The 19,434-nt window shown below is 54.4% G+C and carries 17 protein-coding genes; 12 read left to right on the forward strand and 5 right to left on the reverse strand.

Annotated features, from left to right (window positions below; genetic code table 11):
* Positions 1-5: 5 nt before the first annotated feature.
* The 3 genes from K6958_RS14510 to zipA form a co-directional block, all read right to left on the reverse strand.
* Complete coding sequence (locus tag K6958_RS14510; protein WP_249891793.1) at positions 6-224, reverse strand: DUF3820 family protein; 219 nt, start codon at positions 222-224, stop codon at positions 6-8.
* Positions 217-2,244: an NAD-dependent DNA ligase LigA gene (gene ligA, locus K6958_RS14515; protein ID WP_249891794.1), complete on the reverse strand. Its 2,028-nt coding sequence runs from the start codon at positions 2,242-2,244 to the stop codon at positions 217-219. The genes K6958_RS14510 and ligA overlap by 8 nt, the downstream gene beginning before the upstream one ends.
* A 67-nt stretch (positions 2,245-2,311) precedes the next feature.
* Complete coding sequence (zipA, locus tag K6958_RS14520) at positions 2,312-3,367, reverse strand: cell division protein ZipA (RefSeq protein WP_249891795.1); 1,056 nt, start codon at positions 3,365-3,367, stop codon at positions 2,312-2,314.
* Between the two features lie 218 nt (positions 3,368-3,585).
* On the opposite strand from zipA, the gene cysZ reads away from it, so the two are divergent.
* The 12 genes from cysZ to K6958_RS14580 all read left to right on the forward strand — a co-directional run bounded on the left by cysZ (position 3,586) and on the right by K6958_RS14580 (position 17,399).
* The gene (cysZ, locus tag K6958_RS14525; protein ID WP_249891796.1) at positions 3,586-4,380 is read left to right on the forward strand and encodes a sulfate transporter CysZ; all 795 of its coding nucleotides are present in this window, start codon (positions 3,586-3,588) and stop codon (positions 4,378-4,380) included.
* Positions 4,381-4,524: 144 nt separating this feature from the next.
* Positions 4,525-5,493 carry a cysteine synthase A gene (cysK, locus tag K6958_RS14530; protein WP_249891797.1) on the forward strand — a complete coding sequence of 323 codons (969 nt, stop codon included), beginning with the start codon at positions 4,525-4,527 and terminating at the stop codon, positions 5,491-5,493.
* Between the two features lie 397 nt (positions 5,494-5,890).
* Positions 5,891-6,148, forward strand: coding sequence for a phosphocarrier protein Hpr (gene ptsH / locus K6958_RS14535; RefSeq protein ID WP_038624898.1), 258 nt, complete (start codon positions 5,891-5,893; stop codon positions 6,146-6,148).
* A 157-nt stretch (positions 6,149-6,305) separates the two neighbouring features.
* A complete protein-coding gene (gene ptsI, locus K6958_RS14540) occupies positions 6,306-8,033 on the forward strand; it encodes a phosphoenolpyruvate-protein phosphotransferase PtsI (RefSeq protein WP_249891798.1) in 1,728 nt (575 codons plus the stop codon).
* Between the two features lie 43 nt (positions 8,034-8,076).
* Positions 8,077-8,580: a PTS glucose transporter subunit IIA gene (gene crr / locus K6958_RS14545; protein ID WP_103061325.1), complete on the forward strand. Its 504-nt coding sequence runs from the start codon at positions 8,077-8,079 to the stop codon at positions 8,578-8,580.
* Positions 8,581-8,932: 352 nt separating this feature from the next.
* Entirely contained in the window at positions 8,933-10,186 is a 1,254-nt protein-coding gene (locus K6958_RS14550; RefSeq protein ID WP_249891799.1) for an MFS transporter, read from the forward strand.
* 40 nt (positions 10,187-10,226) lie between these two features.
* Positions 10,227-10,640 (forward strand): long-chain-fatty-acid--protein ligase, encoded by a 414-nt coding sequence (locus K6958_RS14555; RefSeq protein WP_249891800.1) that lies wholly within the window; start codon positions 10,227-10,229, stop codon positions 10,638-10,640.
* A 42-nt stretch (positions 10,641-10,682) separates the two neighbouring features.
* A protein-coding gene (locus K6958_RS14560) for an IS3 family transposase (RefSeq protein ID WP_249891801.1) occupies positions 10,683-11,851 on the forward strand; the annotation gives its coding sequence in 2 pieces (ribosomal slippage) (positions 10,683-10,932 and positions 10,932-11,851; 1,170 coding nt in all).
* 41 nt (positions 11,852-11,892) lie between these two features.
* Positions 11,893-12,612 (forward strand): LuxE/PaaK family acyltransferase, encoded by a 720-nt coding sequence (locus K6958_RS14565; protein ID WP_249891802.1) that lies wholly within the window; start codon positions 11,893-11,895, stop codon positions 12,610-12,612.
* A gap of 1 nt (position 12,613) precedes the next feature.
* Positions 12,614-15,031: an acyl-CoA reductase gene (locus K6958_RS14570; RefSeq protein ID WP_249891803.1), complete on the forward strand. Its 2,418-nt coding sequence runs from the start codon at positions 12,614-12,616 to the stop codon at positions 15,029-15,031.
* An 89-nt stretch (positions 15,032-15,120) separates the two neighbouring features.
* On the forward strand, positions 15,121-16,461 hold the full coding sequence (locus tag K6958_RS14575; RefSeq protein WP_249891804.1) for a phenylacetate--CoA ligase family protein: 1,341 nt from the start codon (positions 15,121-15,123) through the stop codon (positions 16,459-16,461).
* Complete coding sequence (locus K6958_RS14580; RefSeq protein ID WP_249891805.1) at positions 16,458-17,399, forward strand: GNAT family N-acetyltransferase; 942 nt, start codon at positions 16,458-16,460, stop codon at positions 17,397-17,399. Before K6958_RS14575 ends, K6958_RS14580 begins: the two co-directional genes overlap by 4 nt.
* Here the strand turns inward: K6958_RS14580 and K6958_RS14585 are convergent.
* Together K6958_RS14585 and K6958_RS14590 are read right to left on the reverse strand one after the other, a co-directional pair.
* Positions 17,368-18,720 carry an ATP-binding protein gene (locus K6958_RS14585; RefSeq protein WP_249891806.1) on the reverse strand — a complete coding sequence of 451 codons (1,353 nt, stop codon included), beginning with the start codon at positions 18,718-18,720 and terminating at the stop codon, positions 17,368-17,370. The two genes, K6958_RS14580 and K6958_RS14585, sit on opposite strands and share 32 nt — an antisense overlap.
* The gene (locus K6958_RS14590; protein ID WP_249891807.1) at positions 18,717-19,397 is read right to left on the reverse strand and encodes a response regulator transcription factor; all 681 of its coding nucleotides are present in this window, start codon (positions 19,395-19,397) and stop codon (positions 18,717-18,719) included. The genes K6958_RS14585 and K6958_RS14590 overlap by 4 nt, the downstream gene beginning before the upstream one ends.
* Between the last annotated feature and the right edge of the window lie 37 nt (positions 19,398-19,434).

Consider the following 19,434-nt stretch of genomic DNA (forward strand, 5'->3'; position numbering starts at 1 on the left):
GCGTATCAACCCGCTCGCTTCAGTGGTTTCACCAGCCCTTCCAGCCCTTCAATTTTAATCGCCAGCGTTAGCTGCATCAGTTCACCAAGATGACCCGCCGGGAATTCGCCCTTGCGGGCGAACCATAGCAGATAAGGCTCAGGCAGGTCGATCAATACCCTCCCCTGATATTTACCAAAAGGCATCACGGTATTGGCAATCTCGACCAGCTGCTGTTTATCCATTCTGGCTATCCAGCAGACGAATCATCTCCGCTTCGTCAATCACCTCAATCCCCAGTTCCTGCGCCTTCGCCAGCTTAGAACCCGCGGCTTCGCCGGCGATCACTAAATCGGTCTTCTTCGATACGCTGCCGCTGACTTTGGCTCCCAGCGCCGTTAAACGCTCTTTCGCCTCATCACGGGACATAATGCTCAGCGAGCCGGTCAGCACCAGGGTTTTACCGGCGAACGGGTTATCCAGCTCTGCAACATTCACCTGCGTGATTTCCGGCCAGTGGATACCGATATCCTCCACCAGCTGGCGGATTACTTCGCGGTTACTCTCTTCTTCCATAAAGTTGCGCACATGCGAGGCGACGATCTTACCTACGTCCTGCACCGCAATTAGCGCCTCCAGATCGGCATCCATAATCTTCTCCAGCGAACCAAAATGATTCGCCAGATTGACCGCTGTCGCCTCACCCACTTCGCGAATGCCTAACGCATAGAGAAAACGCGGCAGGGTGGTGCTCTTCGCCTTATTAAGCGCATCGACAACGTTTTGCGCCGATTTCGGCCCCATGCGATCCAGACCGGTCAGCAGGCCGGCGCTCAGGCGGAACAGATCGGCTGGCGTCTTGACGTATTCTTTTTCCACCAGCTGGTCGATAATTTTATCGCCCATGCCGTCAACATCCATCGCCCGACGAGAGACAAAATGTTTCAACGCCTCTTTACGCTGCGCGCCGCAAATCAGGCCGCCGGTGCAGCGGGTTACCGCCTCGCCTTCAACGCGCTCGACATCCGAACCGCACACCGGACAGTGACTGGGGAAGGTAATTTCACGCGTATCGTCCGGGCGCTCTGATTCCACCACATTGACCACCTGCGGTATCACATCGCCCGCGCGGCGGATGACCACGCGATCGCCAATACGCAGGCCAAGGCGCGCGATCTCATCAGCGTTATGCAGCGTGGCGTTGCTGACCATGACGCCAGCAACCTGTACCGGCTCCAGGCGCGCCACTGGCGTAATCGCGCCGGTACGGCCCACCTGGAACTCTACGTCACGTACGCGGGTAAGCTGCTCTTGCGCCGGAAATTTAAAGGCGATGGCCCAGCGTGGAGCTCGGGCGACAAAGCCCAGCCGCTCCTGCAGCTCCTGGGAGTCCACCTTGATCACCACCCCATCGATATCAAAGCCAAGGTGTGGTCGATCGCGCTCTACCTGACGATAGAAGTCCAGCACCTCTTCCGCGCTGTGATGAAGACGAATACGATCGCTGACCGGGATGCCCCAGGCTTTAAACTGCTGCAAACGTTCCCAGTGGCTGTGCGGCAGCTCTCCGCCTTCCACCAGACCGATGCCATAACAGAAGAAGGTCAGCGGACGCTTAGCGGTAATACGCGGATCAAGCTGACGCAGCGACCCCGCCGCCGCATTGCGCGGGTTAGCAAAAATTTTACCGCCGGTGCGACGCGCCTCCTGGTTAAGCTTTTCAAATCCGGCCTGGTTCATAAACACTTCGCCACGCACTTCCAGCCGCGCCGGGATGTTATCGCCCTTAAGACGCAGCGGAATGGCGCGGATAGTGCGCACATTAGCCGTGATGTTTTCGCCGGTAGTTCCATCCCCACGCGTGGCGGCGCGCACCAGCAGGCCATCTTCATACAACAGGCTGACGGCCAGACCATCCAGCTTCAGCTCGCAGCAGAAAGTAATATCGTCGCTGCTTTTTAGCCGATCCTGTACGCGCTTGTTAAACGCCAGGTAACCCGCCTCGTCGAAAACGTTATCCAGCGACAGCATCGGCACTTCATGACGCACCTGCTCAAAGGCGGTTAGCGGCGCGGCGCCCACGCGCTGAGTCGGTGAATCAGGCGTGATTAAGTCAGGATGTTGCTCTTCCAGCGCGCGCAGTTCGCGCATCAGGCGATCGTATTCCGCATCGGGAATTTCCGGCGCATCCAGCACGTGATAGAGATATTCATGATGACGAAGCGTGGTTCGCAGCTCGGTGATTTTTTCTTGTACGGATTCCATAACGCACCATCAGAGAAAGAAAACCCCCGGCAAGCGGGGGTTCAGGGAACAAAGCGGGAACCGGCTATCAGGCGTTTGCGTCGACAACGTCGCGAATACGCGCCTTATAGGTTTCCAGTTTTTGCGGCGTCATCATCCGACGCTCATCGTCCAGCACCACGCCGCCGACATCGTCAGCGATGCGCTGCGCCGACTGCAGCATTAACTTAAAGTTTTGATGCGGATCGCCATAAGACGGCACCATCATAAAGATAGAAATGCCGGGCGTGCTGAAGTCTGACATGGCATCGGGATTGAAGGACCCCGGCTTCACCATGTTAGCCAGGCTAAATAACACCGGGCCGCTTCCCGCCGGGCTTAAATGACGATGGAAGATATTCATTTCGCCAAACTGGAAGCCCGCCTGCAGAATACCCTGTAGCAGACTTTCACCGTTCAGCTCGCCGCCAGCATGAGCGGTAACATGCAGCACCAGCACGGTCTCTTTGCGACGCGCCTCTTCACGCGGCTGCGCGGCAGGCTCCGCCGCTGCGGGCGCAACCGGCGCATCGCTTTCAGCGGTCATAACCGGCTCATCATCCAGCCACTGCGGTTCATCATCAAGTAACGGATCGGCAGGCTGCTGTAACGGCGCTTCAGGTTGGCGCGCTGGCGCCGGCTGCGGCGCACGCGGTTCAACAGGCTGAGGCGCACGCGGCGCGGCAGGCTGGCGCTCGTCTGACGGTCGCGGTTCGAAAGCGTCACGATCGGCCGCGTCGGAAGGCGCGCCGTCAAACAGCGGATCGCGTTCCGGTTGCGGCGCCACGGGCACCGACGAACGCGTCGGTTGCGGCTTACGCGCAGCAGGACGTGGCGCTGGCTCTTCGTCTTCTGCAGTAAATCCATCAAAAGAAGGTTCGTTATGTGAAGATTTTGCCGGCGTACGTCGGACCCGAACATCACCCACACCGTTGGTGTCCTCTTCGGTCAGGCTATCTTCTTGATCCTGTTTCAAACGCTTGTGCGGGCGATCGCGAAACACAGATGAGCGCTCTTTACGGCTGGTCCACAGCCCGTGAAGCAGCAACGCTATTATGGCGATCGCGCCAACAACGATTAATATCAGACGCAAATCCTGCATCATTGTATTCTCTGTTGTTCCAATACCTTGCCACCACGGCAAACTTTATCCTCTAACTGTATTTGTCCCGCTAAACAAGTGCAAGTCTGCACCGGCTTTTCTGACAAATAAGATAGAGCCACCCCGCTTTTTTGCTGTTTTTTCAGCCAAAAGGCGACTGGTAACAGAAAAAAGCCAGGTTATGATAGCCTGGCCTGTCAAACAGAGGAGAAAAACTGTCGATGGCCCCGGTTCAACCTGCTTCCTATAATGGTGTTCACTACTTTGCTCAGGGCTGGAAACTGATCCGCCTGCCGGGCATTCGCCGGTTCGTTATTATTCCACTGCTGGTGAATATTATTCTGCTCGGCGGCGCCTTTATCTGGCTGTTTTATCGCCTCAATGAGTGGATCCCCCAATTGATGTCGCATGTGCCTGGCTGGTTACAATGGTTAAGCTATCTGCTCTGGCCGCTTACCGTGCTCTCGATTGTGCTGGTATTCAGCTACTTTTTTTCCACTATTGCTAACTGGATAGCCGCCCCCTTCTGCGGGCTGCTGGCGGAGCAGCTGGAGGGACGGCTGACCGGCCAACCGATGCCAGACAGCGGCTGGCTGGCGCTGGTAAAAGATATTCCACGCATCATGAAACGTGAATGGCAAAAGCTCGCCTGGTATTTGCCGCGCGCGTTGGGGTTACTGCTGCTTTACTTTATTCCCGGTTTCGGCCAAACCGTGGCGCCGGTGCTGTGGTTTCTGTTCAGCGCCTGGATGCTGGCGATCCAGTACTGCGATTATCCCTTTGATAATCACAAGGTCAGCTTTCAGAAAATGCGTGGTGCCCTGCGCCAGCACAAAACGGCTAATATGCAGTTCGGTGCGCTGGTAAGCCTGTTTACTATGGTGCCGCTGCTTAACCTGGCGATTATGCCGGTCGCGGTCTGCGGCGCCACGGCGATGTGGGTCGATCGTTATCGTCAGCAGTTGGGCATGCCTGAGTTTCGCTCCGCGGATGCGCAGCGGGTAAGCACGCGCTGACAGCGACGTTACACCGACCTTATGCATTTTCGCTACGGCTTATTTCAGCTAAACATATACATATACTATTTCCTTCCTTCCTTGCGAAACTGGAAAAGGTATGCTTTCACGGTTCCCTGAAATTCATACAGTTAAGGACAGGCTATGAGTAAGATTTATGAAGACAACTCTTTGACAATCGGTCATACGCCGCTGGTTCGTCTGAACCGCATCGGCAATGGACGCATTCTGGCGAAGGTTGAGTCGCGCAATCCCAGTTTTAGCGTCAAATGCCGTATCGGTGCCAATATGATATGGGACGCTGAAAAGCGCGGAATTCTGAAACCGGGCGTGGAGCTGGTAGAGCCCACCAGCGGAAATACCGGTATCGCTCTGGCCTATGTTGCGGCGGCCCGCGGCTATAAGCTGACGCTGACCATGCCGGAAACCATGTCGGTTGAACGTCGTAAACTCCTGAAAGCGCTGGGCGCCAGTCTGGTATTAACCGAAGGCGCAAAAGGCATGAAAGGCGCTATTGCGAAAGCGGAAGAGATCGTTGCCGGCAATCCGGATAAGTTTTTGATGCTGCAGCAGTTCAGCAACCCGGCTAACCCAGAAATTCACGAGAAAACCACCGGTCCGGAAATCTGGGAAGATACCGATGGCCAGGTCGATGTGTTTATTTCTGGCGTTGGCACTGGCGGCACGCTGACCGGCGTTACGCGCTACATCAAAAATACCAAAGGCAAAAAAGATTTGATCGCCGTTGCGGTCGAGCCGACCGATTCACCGGTTATCGCCCAGACGCTGGCAGGACAGGAAGTGAAGCCTGGCCCGCATAAAATTCAGGGCATTGGCGCAGGCTTTATTCCAGGTAACCTGGATCTTAGCCTGGTGGATCAGGTAGTGGCGATTACTAACGAAGAGGCGATCTCTACTGCGCGACGTCTGATGGATGAGGAAGGCATTTTGGCCGGTATCTCTTCCGGCGCCGCGGTTGCCGCCGCGCTCAAGCTGCAGGAAGATGAAGCGTACGCCAATAAAAATATTGTGGTTATCCTGCCCTCTTCCGGCGAACGTTATCTGAGTACGGCGCTGTTTGCCGACCTGTTTACCGAAAAAGAACTGCAATAGTAGTGCCAGAGTGCCTGTATTGTCGCAAAAAGCGCCTTTCGAGGTGCTTTTTTGTGGCCCACTTCAAATTTTTACCACCCCTGACATTGATTCACTCTGGTAGCTCTGGTATTTAAGCTGACAATTATTTCGAACCGCAAAATTAATCGCGGTTTGAACTGGATCAAGCTGAATCGATTTACTGATTTGGCGGAATAGCGCAACACGCGGCATAATGAGGAGTAGAGCAGCGAAGCGAAAACCCCTGTTTTTTTGCCCCGTCCGCTCTCATACCTTAATTGCGCATTTTTTGGTGAGTTCCGTACTCGAACCAGCGCGACCTACACAGGCTAAAGTTTCGCCGCCAGGCTAGACTTTAGAGACAAAACACCAAACCTAATTAAGTTGGGGAAACATAATGTTCCAGCAAGAAGTTACCATCACCGCACCTAATGGCCTGCATACTCGTCCGGCTGCTCAGTTCGTTAAAGAAGCAAAAGCCTTTGCCTCAGAAATCACTGTGACTTCCAATGGTAAATCCGCCAGTGCGAAAAGCCTGTTCAAGCTGCAAACTCTGGGCCTGACTCAGGGTACCGTGGTGACGCTGTCTGCCGAAGGTGAAGATGAACAGCAGGCTGTTGAGCATCTGGTTAAATTGATGGCTGAACTCGAGTAATCGTCCAGCCGCCGAAAAACCGTTTCATCAGGCAACTGAGTGCAAACATATTGATCGCGGACATTATGTCCGCGTTGTTGCATCCGTAAAGTACGGTTCCGCAGGATCCTGGCACCTCGTTTCGCCTGGTAGGCATCGTTATAATAAAGGTAGGGTTATGATTTCAGGCATTTTAGCATCACCGGGTATCGCTTTCGGCAAAGCACTTTTGCTGAAGGAAGATGAAATCGTTATCAACCGGAAGAAAATTTCTGCCGATCAGGTTGATCAGGAAGTGGCTCGCTTTCTTGAAGGTCGTGGTAAAGCAGCTGCCCAGCTCGAAGCCATTAAAATTAAAGCTGGCGAAACTTTCGGCGAAGAAAAAGAAGCGATCTTCGAAGGCCACATTATGTTGCTGGAAGACGAAGAGCTGGAACAGGAAATTATCAGCCTGATTAAAGACGAATTGGCCTCGGCCGATGCCGCGACCCACAGCGTCATCGAAGGTCAAGCCAAAGCGCTGGAAGAACTGGATGACGAATATCTGAAAGAGCGTGCTGCCGACGTACGTGATATTGGTAAGCGTCTGCTGCAGAATATCCTTGGTCTGCACATCGTCGACCTGAGCGCGATTAAAGACGAAGTCATTCTGGTCGCAAAAGATCTGACGCCTTCCGAAACCGCACAGCTGAATCTGAAAAAAGTGCTGGGCTTCATTACCGATCTTGGCGGTCGTACTTCACATACGTCTATTATGGCGCGTTCGCTTGAGCTGCCTGCCATTGTCGGCACCGGTGACGTCACCAGTCGCGTTAAGAACGATGATTATGTGATTCTGGATGGCGTTAACAATAAAGTTTATGTTAACCCGACTGCTGAAGTCATCGAAGAGCTGAAAGCAGTACAGCACCAATATCTGAGCGAGAAAAATGAACTCGCCAAGCTGAAAGATCTGCCGGCGATTACGCTGGACGGACATCAGGTTGAAGTCGGCGCCAATATCGGCACCGTCCGTGATATTCCGGGCGCGGAGCGTAACGGCGCGGAGTGCGTTGGCCTTTACCGTACCGAGTTCCTGTTTATGGATCGCGATGCGCTGCCGACCGAAGAAGAGCAGTTCCAGGCTTACAAAGCCGTGGCTGAAGCCATGGGTTCCCAGGCGGTAATCGTCCGTACTATGGATATCGGCGGCGATAAAGATCTGCCCTATATGAACCTGCCGAAAGAAGAGAACCCGTTCCTGGGCTGGCGTGCTATCCGTATTGCTATGGATCGCAAAGAAATTCTGCATGCGCAGCTGCGTGCCATCCTGCGCGCTTCCGCGTTCGGCAAGCTGCGCATCATGTTCCCGATGATCATTTCCGTGGAAGAAGTGCGCTTCCTGAAAGCGGAGCTGGAGATGTTAAAAGCCCAGCTACGTGAAGAAGGCAAAGCTTTCGACGAAACGATCGAAGTCGGCATTATGGTGGAAACCCCCGCCTCAGCGGTTATCGCCCGTCACCTGGCGAAAGAGGTCGACTTCTTTAGTATTGGGACAAACGACCTAACGCAGTATACTCTGGCTGTCGATCGCGGTAACGAACTGATTTCACACCTTTATAACCCAATGACACCGTCGGTTCTCGGTCTGATCAAGCAGGTTATCGATGCTTCCCATGCCGAAGGCAAGTGGACCGGCATGTGTGGTGAGCTGGCTGGTGATGAACGTGCTACACTACTGTTATTGGGAATGGGGCTGGATGAATTCAGCATGAGTGCCATTTCTATCCCGCGCATCAAGAAGATCATTCGCAACACGAACTTCGAAGATGCGAAGGCATTAGCAGAGCAGGCTCTGGCTCAACCGACCGCGGAAGAGTTGATGAACCTGGTCAACAAGTTCATTAAAGAAAAAACACTCTGCTGATTCCGCGATACGCTGGCCCAACATTACTGCTTAGGAGAAGATCATGGGTTTTTTATCCAAACTTTTTGGCGATAAAACAGAAAGCGCATCTGGCACCATTGAGATCGTCGCCCCGCTGTCTGGTGAGATCGTAAATATCGAAGACGTGCCAGACGTAGTATTTGCGGAGAAAATCGTTGGCGATGGCATCGCTATCAAACCAGCAGGCAACAAAATGGTTGCTCCGGTTGATGGCACTATCGGCAAAATTTTCGAAACCAACCATGCATTCTCTATCGAATCAGATAGCGGCATTGAGCTGTTCGTTCACTTCGGTATCGATACCGTGGAGCTGAAAGGCGAAGGCTTTAAACGCATCGCGGAAGAAGGCCAGAAAGTGAAGAAAGGCGACGTCGTGATCGAGTTTGATCTGCCGCTGCTGGAAGAGAAAGCGAAATCTACCCTGACGCCGGTAGTGATCTCAAATATGGACGAGATCAAAGAGCTGACTAAGCTGACCGGTCAGGTGACCGTTGGCGAAACGCCGGTTATTCGTATTAAAAAATAATGATCTGCTCCCCTGCTGGTCGGGGGAGCTAATGATAAAAACCGCCTCGACGGCTGATGTTAGCGCTTTGGGCTTAAAGCCTGGGCACTGCTGAGCCAGAGGCGGTTTTTTTATATCCTGCCTGTGGCCTGGTTTTTAGCGCCTCCCTTTGGCTTTGATAAATGCCCCGTTTTTTCTTTGAACGCTATCCCTGATAGTACTATTGGTATTTTATTTTCCCTTTTTAACGCTTAAGACTTTCAATTTATATTAATACGTTTTAATTAACTCAAATACAATTGACTTCCTCTGGGCAAAACCCTCCAATTGGCTGAAATATAAAGTAAACCGTTAACTCAGGATGGGTTTCAGCATGCCTGCCTCTCTGCTTTTTATCTCGCCACGGCGTGCAATATTATTTTGCCTGCTGCTCTCTTTATTCGAACTGCTTACTTATGTCGGCAGTGATTTTATTATGCCCGGCATGCTTGATATTATTACCGAGCTGAATGCCGACCCGCGCTATGTTCCATTTTCGCTTAACGCCTATTTGCTGGGTGGTGTCGCCTTCCAGTGGCTGATTGGCCCTTTATCCGATCGCTTCGGCCGGCGGCCCTTATTATTAACGGGCTGCGCCCTCTTTGCTCTTACCTGCCTTGCCACGCTCTGGATAAAGGAGGTAAATCTGTTTACCCTGCTGCGCTTTTTCCAGGGCATCGGTCTGGGTTTTGTGGTTGTCGTCAGCTATCCCGCCCTACAGGAGAGCTTTAGCGAGGCGGATGCGGTGCGCCTGCTCGCCATTGTCGGCAATATCGCCCTGCTCTCTCCTCTGCTTGGCCCGCTGGTGGGCAGCGTACTGTTGTCGGTGATGGAGTGGCGCGCAATGTTTATTACTATTGCTCTGCTAAGCATGCTGGTATGGCTCGGTTTGTACTGGCTGATGCCGGAAACGGTCGACGTGCCCCGTAGAGAAGGCGGCACGATCGCCCCTACGCCGCTCCGGCTGCAGGATCTGCGCAATGATTATCTTAATTTACTGCGCAACCAACGCTTTATTGCCGGCTGTCTCGCTCTTGGTTTAACCGGGCTTCCGCTGCTTTCCTGGATAGCCCTCTCGCCGTTACTGCTTATGCACAACCTTGGCCTGAGCACCTATGCCTATGCCTTGTGGCAGTTGCCGGTCTTTGGCGCGCTTATTTTCGGCAATTTCGCGCTGAATACACTGATAAAGCACTTCAGCATTGAGCAATTGCTGCGTATTTCACTGCTGCCGATGCTGGCCGGGATGGTGCTGGGGCTGATATTTACCTCTATTACCGCTCATATTCTGGCTTTGATCGGCGGGCTGGCCGTTTACGCCTTTGGCCTTGGTATCGGCAACGCCACGCTCTATCGCCTGACGCTCTATTCAAGCGAGAGCGGCAAAGGTTGCGTATCCGCTATGCTCGGCATGATTTCAGTTGCGATATACGGTTTAGGTAGCGCCGCGCTCACGGCACTTGGCGCGGGAGAAAGCCTGACTGCTTTTAGCATCTCCGCCGCGATCTGCGCGATTACCGCCCTATGGCCAGTGCTTTATATGTTATCCCGCGCCACCCCGGCGGGCGAAAGCGGCGTATCAATTTAATCCAGGCGCCGATTAATCATTCCAGGGAGGAATAAGTATTATGGCCAGTCTCGCCAATGTTGATGCGCTATGCGCGCTCGATCATCCTTATCTGCGTAACGCTGAGACGGATCGATTATTTGATGCCGCAATGCGTGAAATTACCTTACACCATCTTAATCACACCCCCTTTTATGACCGATGGTTGAGCGATAATGGCATTCAACCTGAATCGATAGACAATATTCAATGCTGGTCGCAGCTCCCTCCGCTGTTCGCCAACTATTTCAAGCGCCGTCTTCTGCTGAGCGAAACTGGCAAAGAGGGTATGGAGCTGACCTCATCAGGCACGACCGGACAGAAAAGCCGTATGCGTTACGACAGCCGTAGTATTGGAGCGGCACAGGGCATGGTGGATCATATCTTCCGTTACTATGGCTGGGAGTGTAGTGGTTTACTGAATTTGGCCACCTGAACAGAGGTGATATGCTCACCTCAGAACATTACAGGTGCCTCAATGAAAAAAAGAAATTTCAGCGCAGAGTTTAAACGCGAATCCGCTCAACTGGTCCTTGATCAGAACTACACCGTTGCAGCTGCGGCCAGTGCTATGGATGTGGGTCTTTCTACCATGACGCGATGGGTAAAGCAGTTGCGGGATGAACGACAGGGCAAAATACCTAAAGCTTCCCCTGTAACCCCGGAACAGATTGAAATACGTGAGCTGAAGAAAAAGCTACAACGCATTGAAATGGAAAACGACATATTAAAAAAGGCTACCGCGCTCTTGATGTCAGACTCCCTGAACAGTTCTCGTTAATCGGGAAACTCAGAGCGCAGTATCCTGTGGTCACACTTTGCCACGTGTTCGGGGTTCATCGCAGCAGCTACAAATACTGGGAAAAAAGCCCCGAAAAGCCAGACGGCAGGCGAGCTGTGTTACGCAGTCAGGTTCTGGAGCTGCATAACATCAGCCATGGTTCTGCTGGCGCAAGAAGTATCGCGATTATGGCAACCCTGAGAGGCTTCAAAATGGGACGCTGGCTTGCCGGAAGGCTCATGAAAGAACTGGGTCTGGTGAGTTGTCAGCAGCCTACCCACCGATATAAACGTGGTGGTCCTGAACACATCGTTATCCCGAATCGCCTTGAGCGACAGTTCGCAGTGACAGAACCGAATCAGGTGTGGTGCGGCGATGTGACGTATATCTGGACAGGCAAGCGTTGGGCTTACCTTGCTGTTGTTCTCGATCTGTTCGCAAGGAAACCGGTAGGTTGGGCAATGTCATTCTCACCGGACAGCAAGCTGACCATCAAAGCGCTGGAAATGGCGTGGGAAGCTCGCGGTAAACCAGCCGGAGTGATGTTCCACAGTGACCAGGGTAGCCACTATACAAGCAGGCAGTTCCGGCAACTACTGTGGCGTTGCCGGATCAGGCAAAGTATGAGCCGACGTGGAAACTGTTGGGACAACAGCCCGATGGAACGCTTCTTCCGGAGTCTGAAAAACGAGTGGGTGCCAGTGACAGGTTATATAAACTTTAGCGAAGCTGCTCATGCGATCACAGACTATATCGTCGGGTATTACAGCTCGCTAAGGCCGCATGATTATAACGGTGGGTTGCCCCCAAACGAATCGGAAAAGCGATACTGGAAAAACTCTAAATCGGTGGCCAGTTTTAGTTGACCACTACAGAGACGCCGCAAGCCCCCTGCAATTATCTGCTATTGAGTTATGAACCGGCCGACAGCATCACGCTGGGCACCGCTTATACCGATCAGTTTCTCTGTAAATATGCGCCAATCAAACGTTCGGTCTATGCGTTACGTTACAACGGGAAAGATAATGAGTTCGATCCCTTTGGCGTGATTCGCGCTTTACAAGAGTTTGCGCAAGAAGGCGCTCCGGTCCGGATATTCGGTTTCCCCGCCTTTATGTGGTTTGTGCTGGAACGTATGCGTGATATGAACCTGCCCACGCTGAAACTTCATCCCGACTCGCTGGTTTTCTTTGGCGGCGGCTGGAAAACCTATGCCGATCGCGAGATCCCCAAAAGCCAGCTCTATGCCCGTTTGCAGCAACAGCTGGGTATCCCGGATAGTCGCTGTCGGGATGGCTATGGCGCCGTTGAGCACTGTGTGCCCTATATCGAATGCCCGCATCATCACTTCCATTTGCCGATTTATGCCAGAGCTTACATTCGCGATACCGCGACGTTCGCCGTGCAGGCTTATGGTCAACGCGGCTTTATTCAGTTTGTTTCCCCTTATATTACATCCAGCCCGGCCCACAGCATTGTAATGAGTGATTTAGCGGTACTGCATGCAGGCGAAACCTGCGGATGCGGCATTAAGACCGACTGGTTCGAACTGCTGGGACGTGCCAGCACGCACAAGGCGCGCAGCTGTGCGCTGGCGGCGTCTGAACTGATTAAGGAGCGCAAGTAATATGTATCTTATCCAGGGGAAAACCTATGCCAATCTCACGCCTGAGCAGACGATAGCCCTACTGAATAAACGGTTGGATAACCCGCAAGATTACGCCTGCCATGCTGAAGCCGTTATCGCCTGCGCGGAGACGTTTATTCAGCGTCTGCAGGAAAGCGCCTTTATTCCGCAGTTGGATGCGTCACTGCGCCAGGAAATAATAACCTTTTGCCAGCCGACGGCGCTGCGCAACAAGCTGGAGCGGGAACTGGGCGACAATCCTTTTTCTTTACGGCGCATCGACTATCATCTTCCCCATTTTGAAAGCTGGCGAGCCCTCGGCGTAGTGGTGCATATTACCCCGGCCAATGCGCCCCTGTTGCCTTTCTTCGCCCTGCTGGAAAGCCTGCTGGTCGGTAACGTTAACTGGTTGCGCCCAAGCTCCAGCGATCGGGGATTAACGGCTCAGCTGCTACAGGCATTTCTCAAAGGCGATGACAGAGGCGAGCTGGCCAACTTTATCGCGGTATTACCGGTTAGCGCCGAACAGCTGCCCCAGCTGATCGCCCTGGCGGATGGCGTGTCGGCCTGGGGAAGCGATACGGCTCTTACCGCCATTCGTCAAATGCTGCCCAACGGATGCCGCTGGATAACCTGGGGTCATAAAATCAGTTTCGCTTACCTTGTCCCCGATGCGCTGGATGACGCTATCTTTGATGCCGCCGTTGATGAAGTCTGCCGCTTCGATCAGCAGGCCTGCTCCAGCCCGCAGCTTATTTTTATCGACAGCGATGATCCCGCTATCTTGCAAACTACAGGCCAGCGGCTGGCGCAGGCATTTGAACGCCGCCACCCGCAATGGCCCGCCCTGACGCCCAGTGAACGGGAGGCGGCAGATATTACCAGCTACACGGCTTTTACCCGTCTGGATCGCGCCTTTGCCACTGCCGAAAACAGCCTGTGGATCGGCAACGGCTGGCGTATCATCTGGCAGCATGAGACAGCAATAGAACCCTCTCCGCTTTTCCGTACGGTACTGCTGCGCCCGTTGCCCCGCCAGCAGCTTCTTCAGGCGTTGCGGCCGTGGCGCGCCCAGCTGCAAACCTGCGGTCTGGCAACCACGCCGCAGGATATGGCGCCGCTAAGCCAGTTAATCATCAGCGCGGGCGTGAACCGCATTACGCCGGTGCAAAATATGCATGACGGCTACGCCGGCGAGCCGCACGATGGCGTATATGCGCTAAGCCGGCTAGCTAAACGCGTATCGGTTACGCTGGCTGTCGATATGCTGCCGCGCCAGGCGACACTCGACCTGCTGCCAGCTGCCCCGGCAATACCTGAGAACACGCCGATAATGGGTAAACAGCAATTTCTGCGGGATTCGCTACAGCCGTGCGCTCAACTGTTCTTTCGCAGCGGCGGCAGCAGCGGCGACCCGAAGCTGGCTGGGTTTACCTGGCGCGACTACCATCGTCAAATGCAGGCCGCCGCGGACGGGCTCTTCGCCGCCGGGCTCGATCCGGCATGCGATAAAGTGATGAATCTGATGTATGCCGGCAACCTTTACGGCGGCCTGCTGAGCTTTTTTACCCTGCTCGATAAGCTCAAGGCGACAAATTACCCCATGGGCGGGCCGGATGATGGTAATTACGGCGAGGTGGCACGCCTTATTGTACAGCAAGGTATCGATACCCTAATCGGAATGCCAGCTACGATTTATCAGCTGTTCCAGCGCGAAGCGGATACTCTAAGAGCCTACGGAGGGGTTAAAAAATTGCTGCTGGGCGGGGAGCATATCGGCACGGAGCTGCGCGCCTATCTTCAACGTTTTGGCGTCACCACTATTCGCTCGGCGATTTATGGTTCGGTTGATGCCGGCCCGCTTGGCTATGCCTGCCATGCCAGCCCGGACGGCATATTTCACCTGATGTCCGATATTCAGTGGCTGGAAATTGTCGATCTGGATCGTGATGAAGCTGTTAGCGACGGAGAGACAGGACGCCTGCTGTTTACGTCCAAAGCACGCGACGGGCAAAAAATTATGCGTTATGACATTGGCGATACCGGCCGCTGGGTAAAAGGGATCTGCGCCTGCGGCAACGCCAGTCCGCGTTTTGAACTGCTGGAGCGTCACGGCAATCTGGTGCGTATCGGCACTATGTTTATCCAGCCTCAGCGCCTGGCGTCACTGGCGCAGGTGCCTGTCCAGTTGATCCTTGAATACGCCCCTGGCGGAGGCGATCGCATACGTCTGCTGGCGGACGGTGATGCCGGGGAAGTGCGCCACCGGGTCATTACCGATGGCGAACTGGTCCTGGCGCTGAAAACCGCTTTGCTGGAGTTTGAGGTTATCAGCCAGCCTTTTGCTCTTTTCGAACGTCATGCCCAGAGCGGCAAAACCCCCTTATTTATCGATAAACGCCTGCAAGCAGGAAAATAACACATTATCGGACCCGCGCCCGCCACGTTATGTAGCCGGGTCCTGCCGCAGAAAGCGGCGTAGCAGATACGGAAAGGAAACCGCACATCATGACCAACTCTATTTCCAGTCAAACCTGTAGTTCAGCCAGCGTCTTCACCGATACGCTGATGCAAAAACGGCTGTTATCCCCTGAGCAGCTGGTCGCCTTTGCCCGTCAGCGCTCCCCCTATTACGCTCATCTTTATCGCGATGTACCGCAAGCGGGCTGGCAGCTTGCCGATCTGCCCCTGACCGACCCGGTGACTTACTGGCAAGGTAACTTTAGTCTGCAAGACTGGTCGGTATTAACCGGGCCCGTCAACGAGGCTATCGTGTTCAAAACGGGCGGCACGACGGGCAACGCCAAGCTATCGATCTATTCGCGCGATGAGTGGCTTAGCTTCGTCACCGTCTTCGGCCGCAGCATGGACAATCAGCTTCAGCCGGGCGATCGCTTCGCCAATCTCTTTTTCGCGGGTGATCTTTACGCCAGCTTTCTGTTTATCCACGGTGCGCTAACCCATATGAAAGTACCGGTGTGCGAATATCCCTTTACCGGCACTATCGACTTCTCATCGTTAAGCGCTCAGCTGCTGCGGCATAAGATAAATGTGCTGGCGGGCATACCGGCAATGCTGCTGCGCTACGCGGCTGATCTGGCGACCAACGGACGCACATTGCCAGGCATTACGACCCTGCTTTATGGTGGAGAAAGCCTGTTCGACGAACAGTTGCGACTGTTTAAGCAGGTATTCCCTTGCGCGCGCATCGCCTCTATTGGCTGCGCCAGCGTCGATGCGGGACTGATCGGCGCCAGTACGATCGACTGTCAACTGGATGAGCATCGCAGCTTTGAACCCGAAACTATTGTAGAAATTATTGATGAGAGCACCGGTGAGACGATACAAGAGCCGCATCGCCCGGGCATGTTGGTAGTGACCAACCTGACGCGAACTTTGACACCGCTTATTCGTTATCCCGTAGGGGATCTGGCGGCATGGGTCGAGCCAGAGGGAATAACAGCCCGCAAGTTTATCCTGCTGGGGCGCAGCAGTCTGGGGCACCGGATACGCGTAGGTTATACCTCGCTTTATCCGGACGAACTGGCGGTCCAGATCGGTGACGTGGTCGGCAATTATAGCTGGCAACTGCTAATCGAGCAGACCGGGAGTTGTCATCATCTTACGGTGCGCATCGCTTTTTCCGGTAATAACGCCCAGGCTGAAAGTCTGATACAGCGTATTACTGAGGATGATCCCAGTATCGCTAAGCAGTCTCAGGCGCATCAGCTGACGCTGAGAGTGCAATGGTGCCAACAGTCAGATTTGACGCTGCATCCGCGTACCGGCAAGCTACAGCGCATCGTCGATCGGCGTAACTATGGCGTTAAGGCGGGAGAAAAGGAATGAGGCTCGCCGGGACGCCGATCGTTCGTGATTTCCAGGAAGGCGATGCGGAAAGCATCAGCAAGCTGTTTCGCATCATTTATGGCGAGCGCTATGTTTACCCTGAAGTTTATCTGCCCGCCATGATCCGCCACTATAATCAGCAACGACGCTGGCATACTCTGGTTGCCACGCTTAACGGACGTATTGTCGGCCAGGCCAGCCTGGTATGGGACAACGCAGGCTTCGACCATCCGGAGCTGGCGATGATGGTGGTGCATCCGCATTACAGAGGGGCTGGCGTGGCCACCTCTCTGGGCCGAGCCCTGTGTCACTATGCCCGGGAGCAGGGCGTCGCCGCGCTGACGATTAAAATGGTATCAACCCATACGCAAACCCAACAGTTGGCTTGTCGGCTCGGTTTTTACACCACCGGTCTGCTGCTGGATTATGTCGACACCCCTTTTGATAATCAGGGGCGGGAAAGCATCATTCTGGGCATGCTGCCGCTTCAGCCCAGCCCATTGCCGCACGGTTTAATAGATGCCGCTGCGCCAGCCTGGCTCAGACAGCTGAGCAGACAATTCGGCACCGGCCCGTCGCTGCCCAGTAGAGAACGTACCGCGCCGTTACATATCGCCAGTTATGGAAGACGAGTCGACATCCGGTTAAGTAGCGCTGCTAATCAGCGCCTAATAGATGAGGTGGCCGATTTGCCCTCCGGCTGTCTGATTCACCTGCGCATTCAGATAACGCCTGCATTGCCGTCATTACTGACGCGGTTGCATCAGGCGGGCTATGCCGATATGGGCATCGCGCCGGCGGCGGACAGGCAATGGTATTGGCTGCTACAACGCGGATATACGCTGGGCGAGCGCACGTTTCGCTGCCCTGTAGCGCAGGCTTTATACAACAGCATCAACAAGTCCGCTATCTTGCCTGCCAGTGCGGCAGACGGATAATCATTTCTAATCCACCGTTACGTCCGTTAAGCGCCTGTACTTCGCCATGATGCGCCAGCACCACCTTACGCACGATAGATAACCCTAAACCGTAGCCTTTGCCCTGCATGGGCGAATTCACGCGCACAAAAGGATCGAAGATGCTGGAGAGCTTATCGGCATCCACCCCCGGCCCGCTATCGCTTACGCGAATGCTTAGCCAGCCGCCATCGGGCCTTAGGGTGACCCGCACTACCTGTCCCTGCACTGAATAGCGCAGCGCGTTGCGCACTACATTCTCCACCGCCCGGCGTACCAGCTCGGCGTTGCCTTTCACCGTGTAATCGACCTTCTCTTCTACTTCCAGCGCAATCTCTACGCCAGGCAGCTGCGCCTCATAACGCGCATCATTCACCACCGTTTCCAGCAGACCGTGAAGATCGAAATATTGCTCGTCAGGCATCTTTTCATTTTCGGCGCGCGACAGCGTCAGCAGCTCGCCGATCATTTTATCCAGCCGCCGCGCCTCTTCATCAATACGATTGAGCGACGCGTTAACCGATTCCGGCGTCTGGCGAGCCAGGCCGGTTGCCAACTGCAGTCGCGCCAGCGGCGAGCGCAGCTCATGAGAGATATCATGCAGCAACTCTTCACGCGCTTTTACCAGCACCGCCAGCCGCTCCACCATCGCATCGAAATCTCGCGCGACTACGGAAAACTCATCGTGACGACGACGCATCTGCGGATAGAGGCGCACCGAGAGATCGCCATTGGAGACGCGGGTAAAGCCCAAACGTAATTGACGCATCGGACGCGTCAGATTCCAGGCGAGCAGAGAGCTGAACAGCAGGCCCATCAGTCCAGCGAACCAAAACACCGGTTCAGGAATATTGAGGATTTTACGCGGCGGCCCGCCCATCTCGCTATCTTCCCGCAGCCCTTTTACGTCATAACGTAGCTGGTATTGTTGGCCGTCCGCGCCGGTCACCCACTCGATAACCTGATCGGGAAAACCGTTGCCCGGCAGCGACGGCGTAAGCTGCTGACGCGGAATCTCCTGCGGCGGTCTCGCCATTGGCGTGACAGAGAAAAAGCGTCGATCGCCGGGCGACCAGTCCGACATCATATTATCCAGCGCCGGCAGACCGCCGTGCTGCAATACCGAAACGGCAGAGGCCATCTGTAGATTAACAATGCGTCGCGTAGCGATATGCTCCGGCGGCTCGCGATGCTTGCCATACAGCGTAAACCCGAGCCATAGCAGCTGGCTAATCAGAAAAAACACCAGCAAAAAACCAAACAGAATTTTCCAGAACAGGCGGCCAGGAAAACGGTTCTTCATCGAATGCGGTAACCAATGCTGCGTACGGTTTCAATATTGAGCGCGTCGCCGGTCAGGCTGGAGAGCTTCTGGCGAATATTGCTGATATGCACATCCACGCTGCGATCGTATGCTTCGCGCGGACGTCCCAGCCCCTTCTCCGATAGCTCATCTTTTGAAACCACCCGATCGGGCGCGCGCAACAGCAGATCGAGCAAATTAAATTCCGACGCGGTCAGATCAAACGGCTTGTTTTTCCATTCGCTGATGCGGGTGGCGGGGTTAAGCGTAAGATCGCCCCAGCGCACCACCTCTTGTTTCTCCTGTTGCGCAGGCAGTTCATCGAAACGACGCAGCACCGCACGCAAACGCGCCACCAGCTCGCGGGGGTAACAGGGCTTGGGAACATAATCATCGGCGCCCATTTCAAGCCCGATCACCCGATCGATATTATCCCCTTTCGCCGTCAGCATAATCACCGGAATGCGACTGCTTTGCCGCACCTGACGCAGCACATCGATACCGCTCATATCCGGCAGCATGATATCCAGGATCATCGCCTGGAACGCCCCGGACAGCGCGCCGTTAATACCGGCCTGCCCGGTCAGCACCAGCGAGGCATCGAAGCCCTCGCCCATTAAATATTCGCTGAGCATGGTGCCCAGCTCCAGATCGTCGTCAACTAACAGAATTTTCATGCGTACACTCTCACAAACGGTTGACGTTATTTTGAGC

The sequence above is a fragment of the Mixta hanseatica genome (assembly GCF_023517775.1).
In the GTDB taxonomy this organism is placed as follows: Bacteria; Pseudomonadota; Gammaproteobacteria; order Enterobacterales; family Enterobacteriaceae; genus Mixta; species Mixta hanseatica.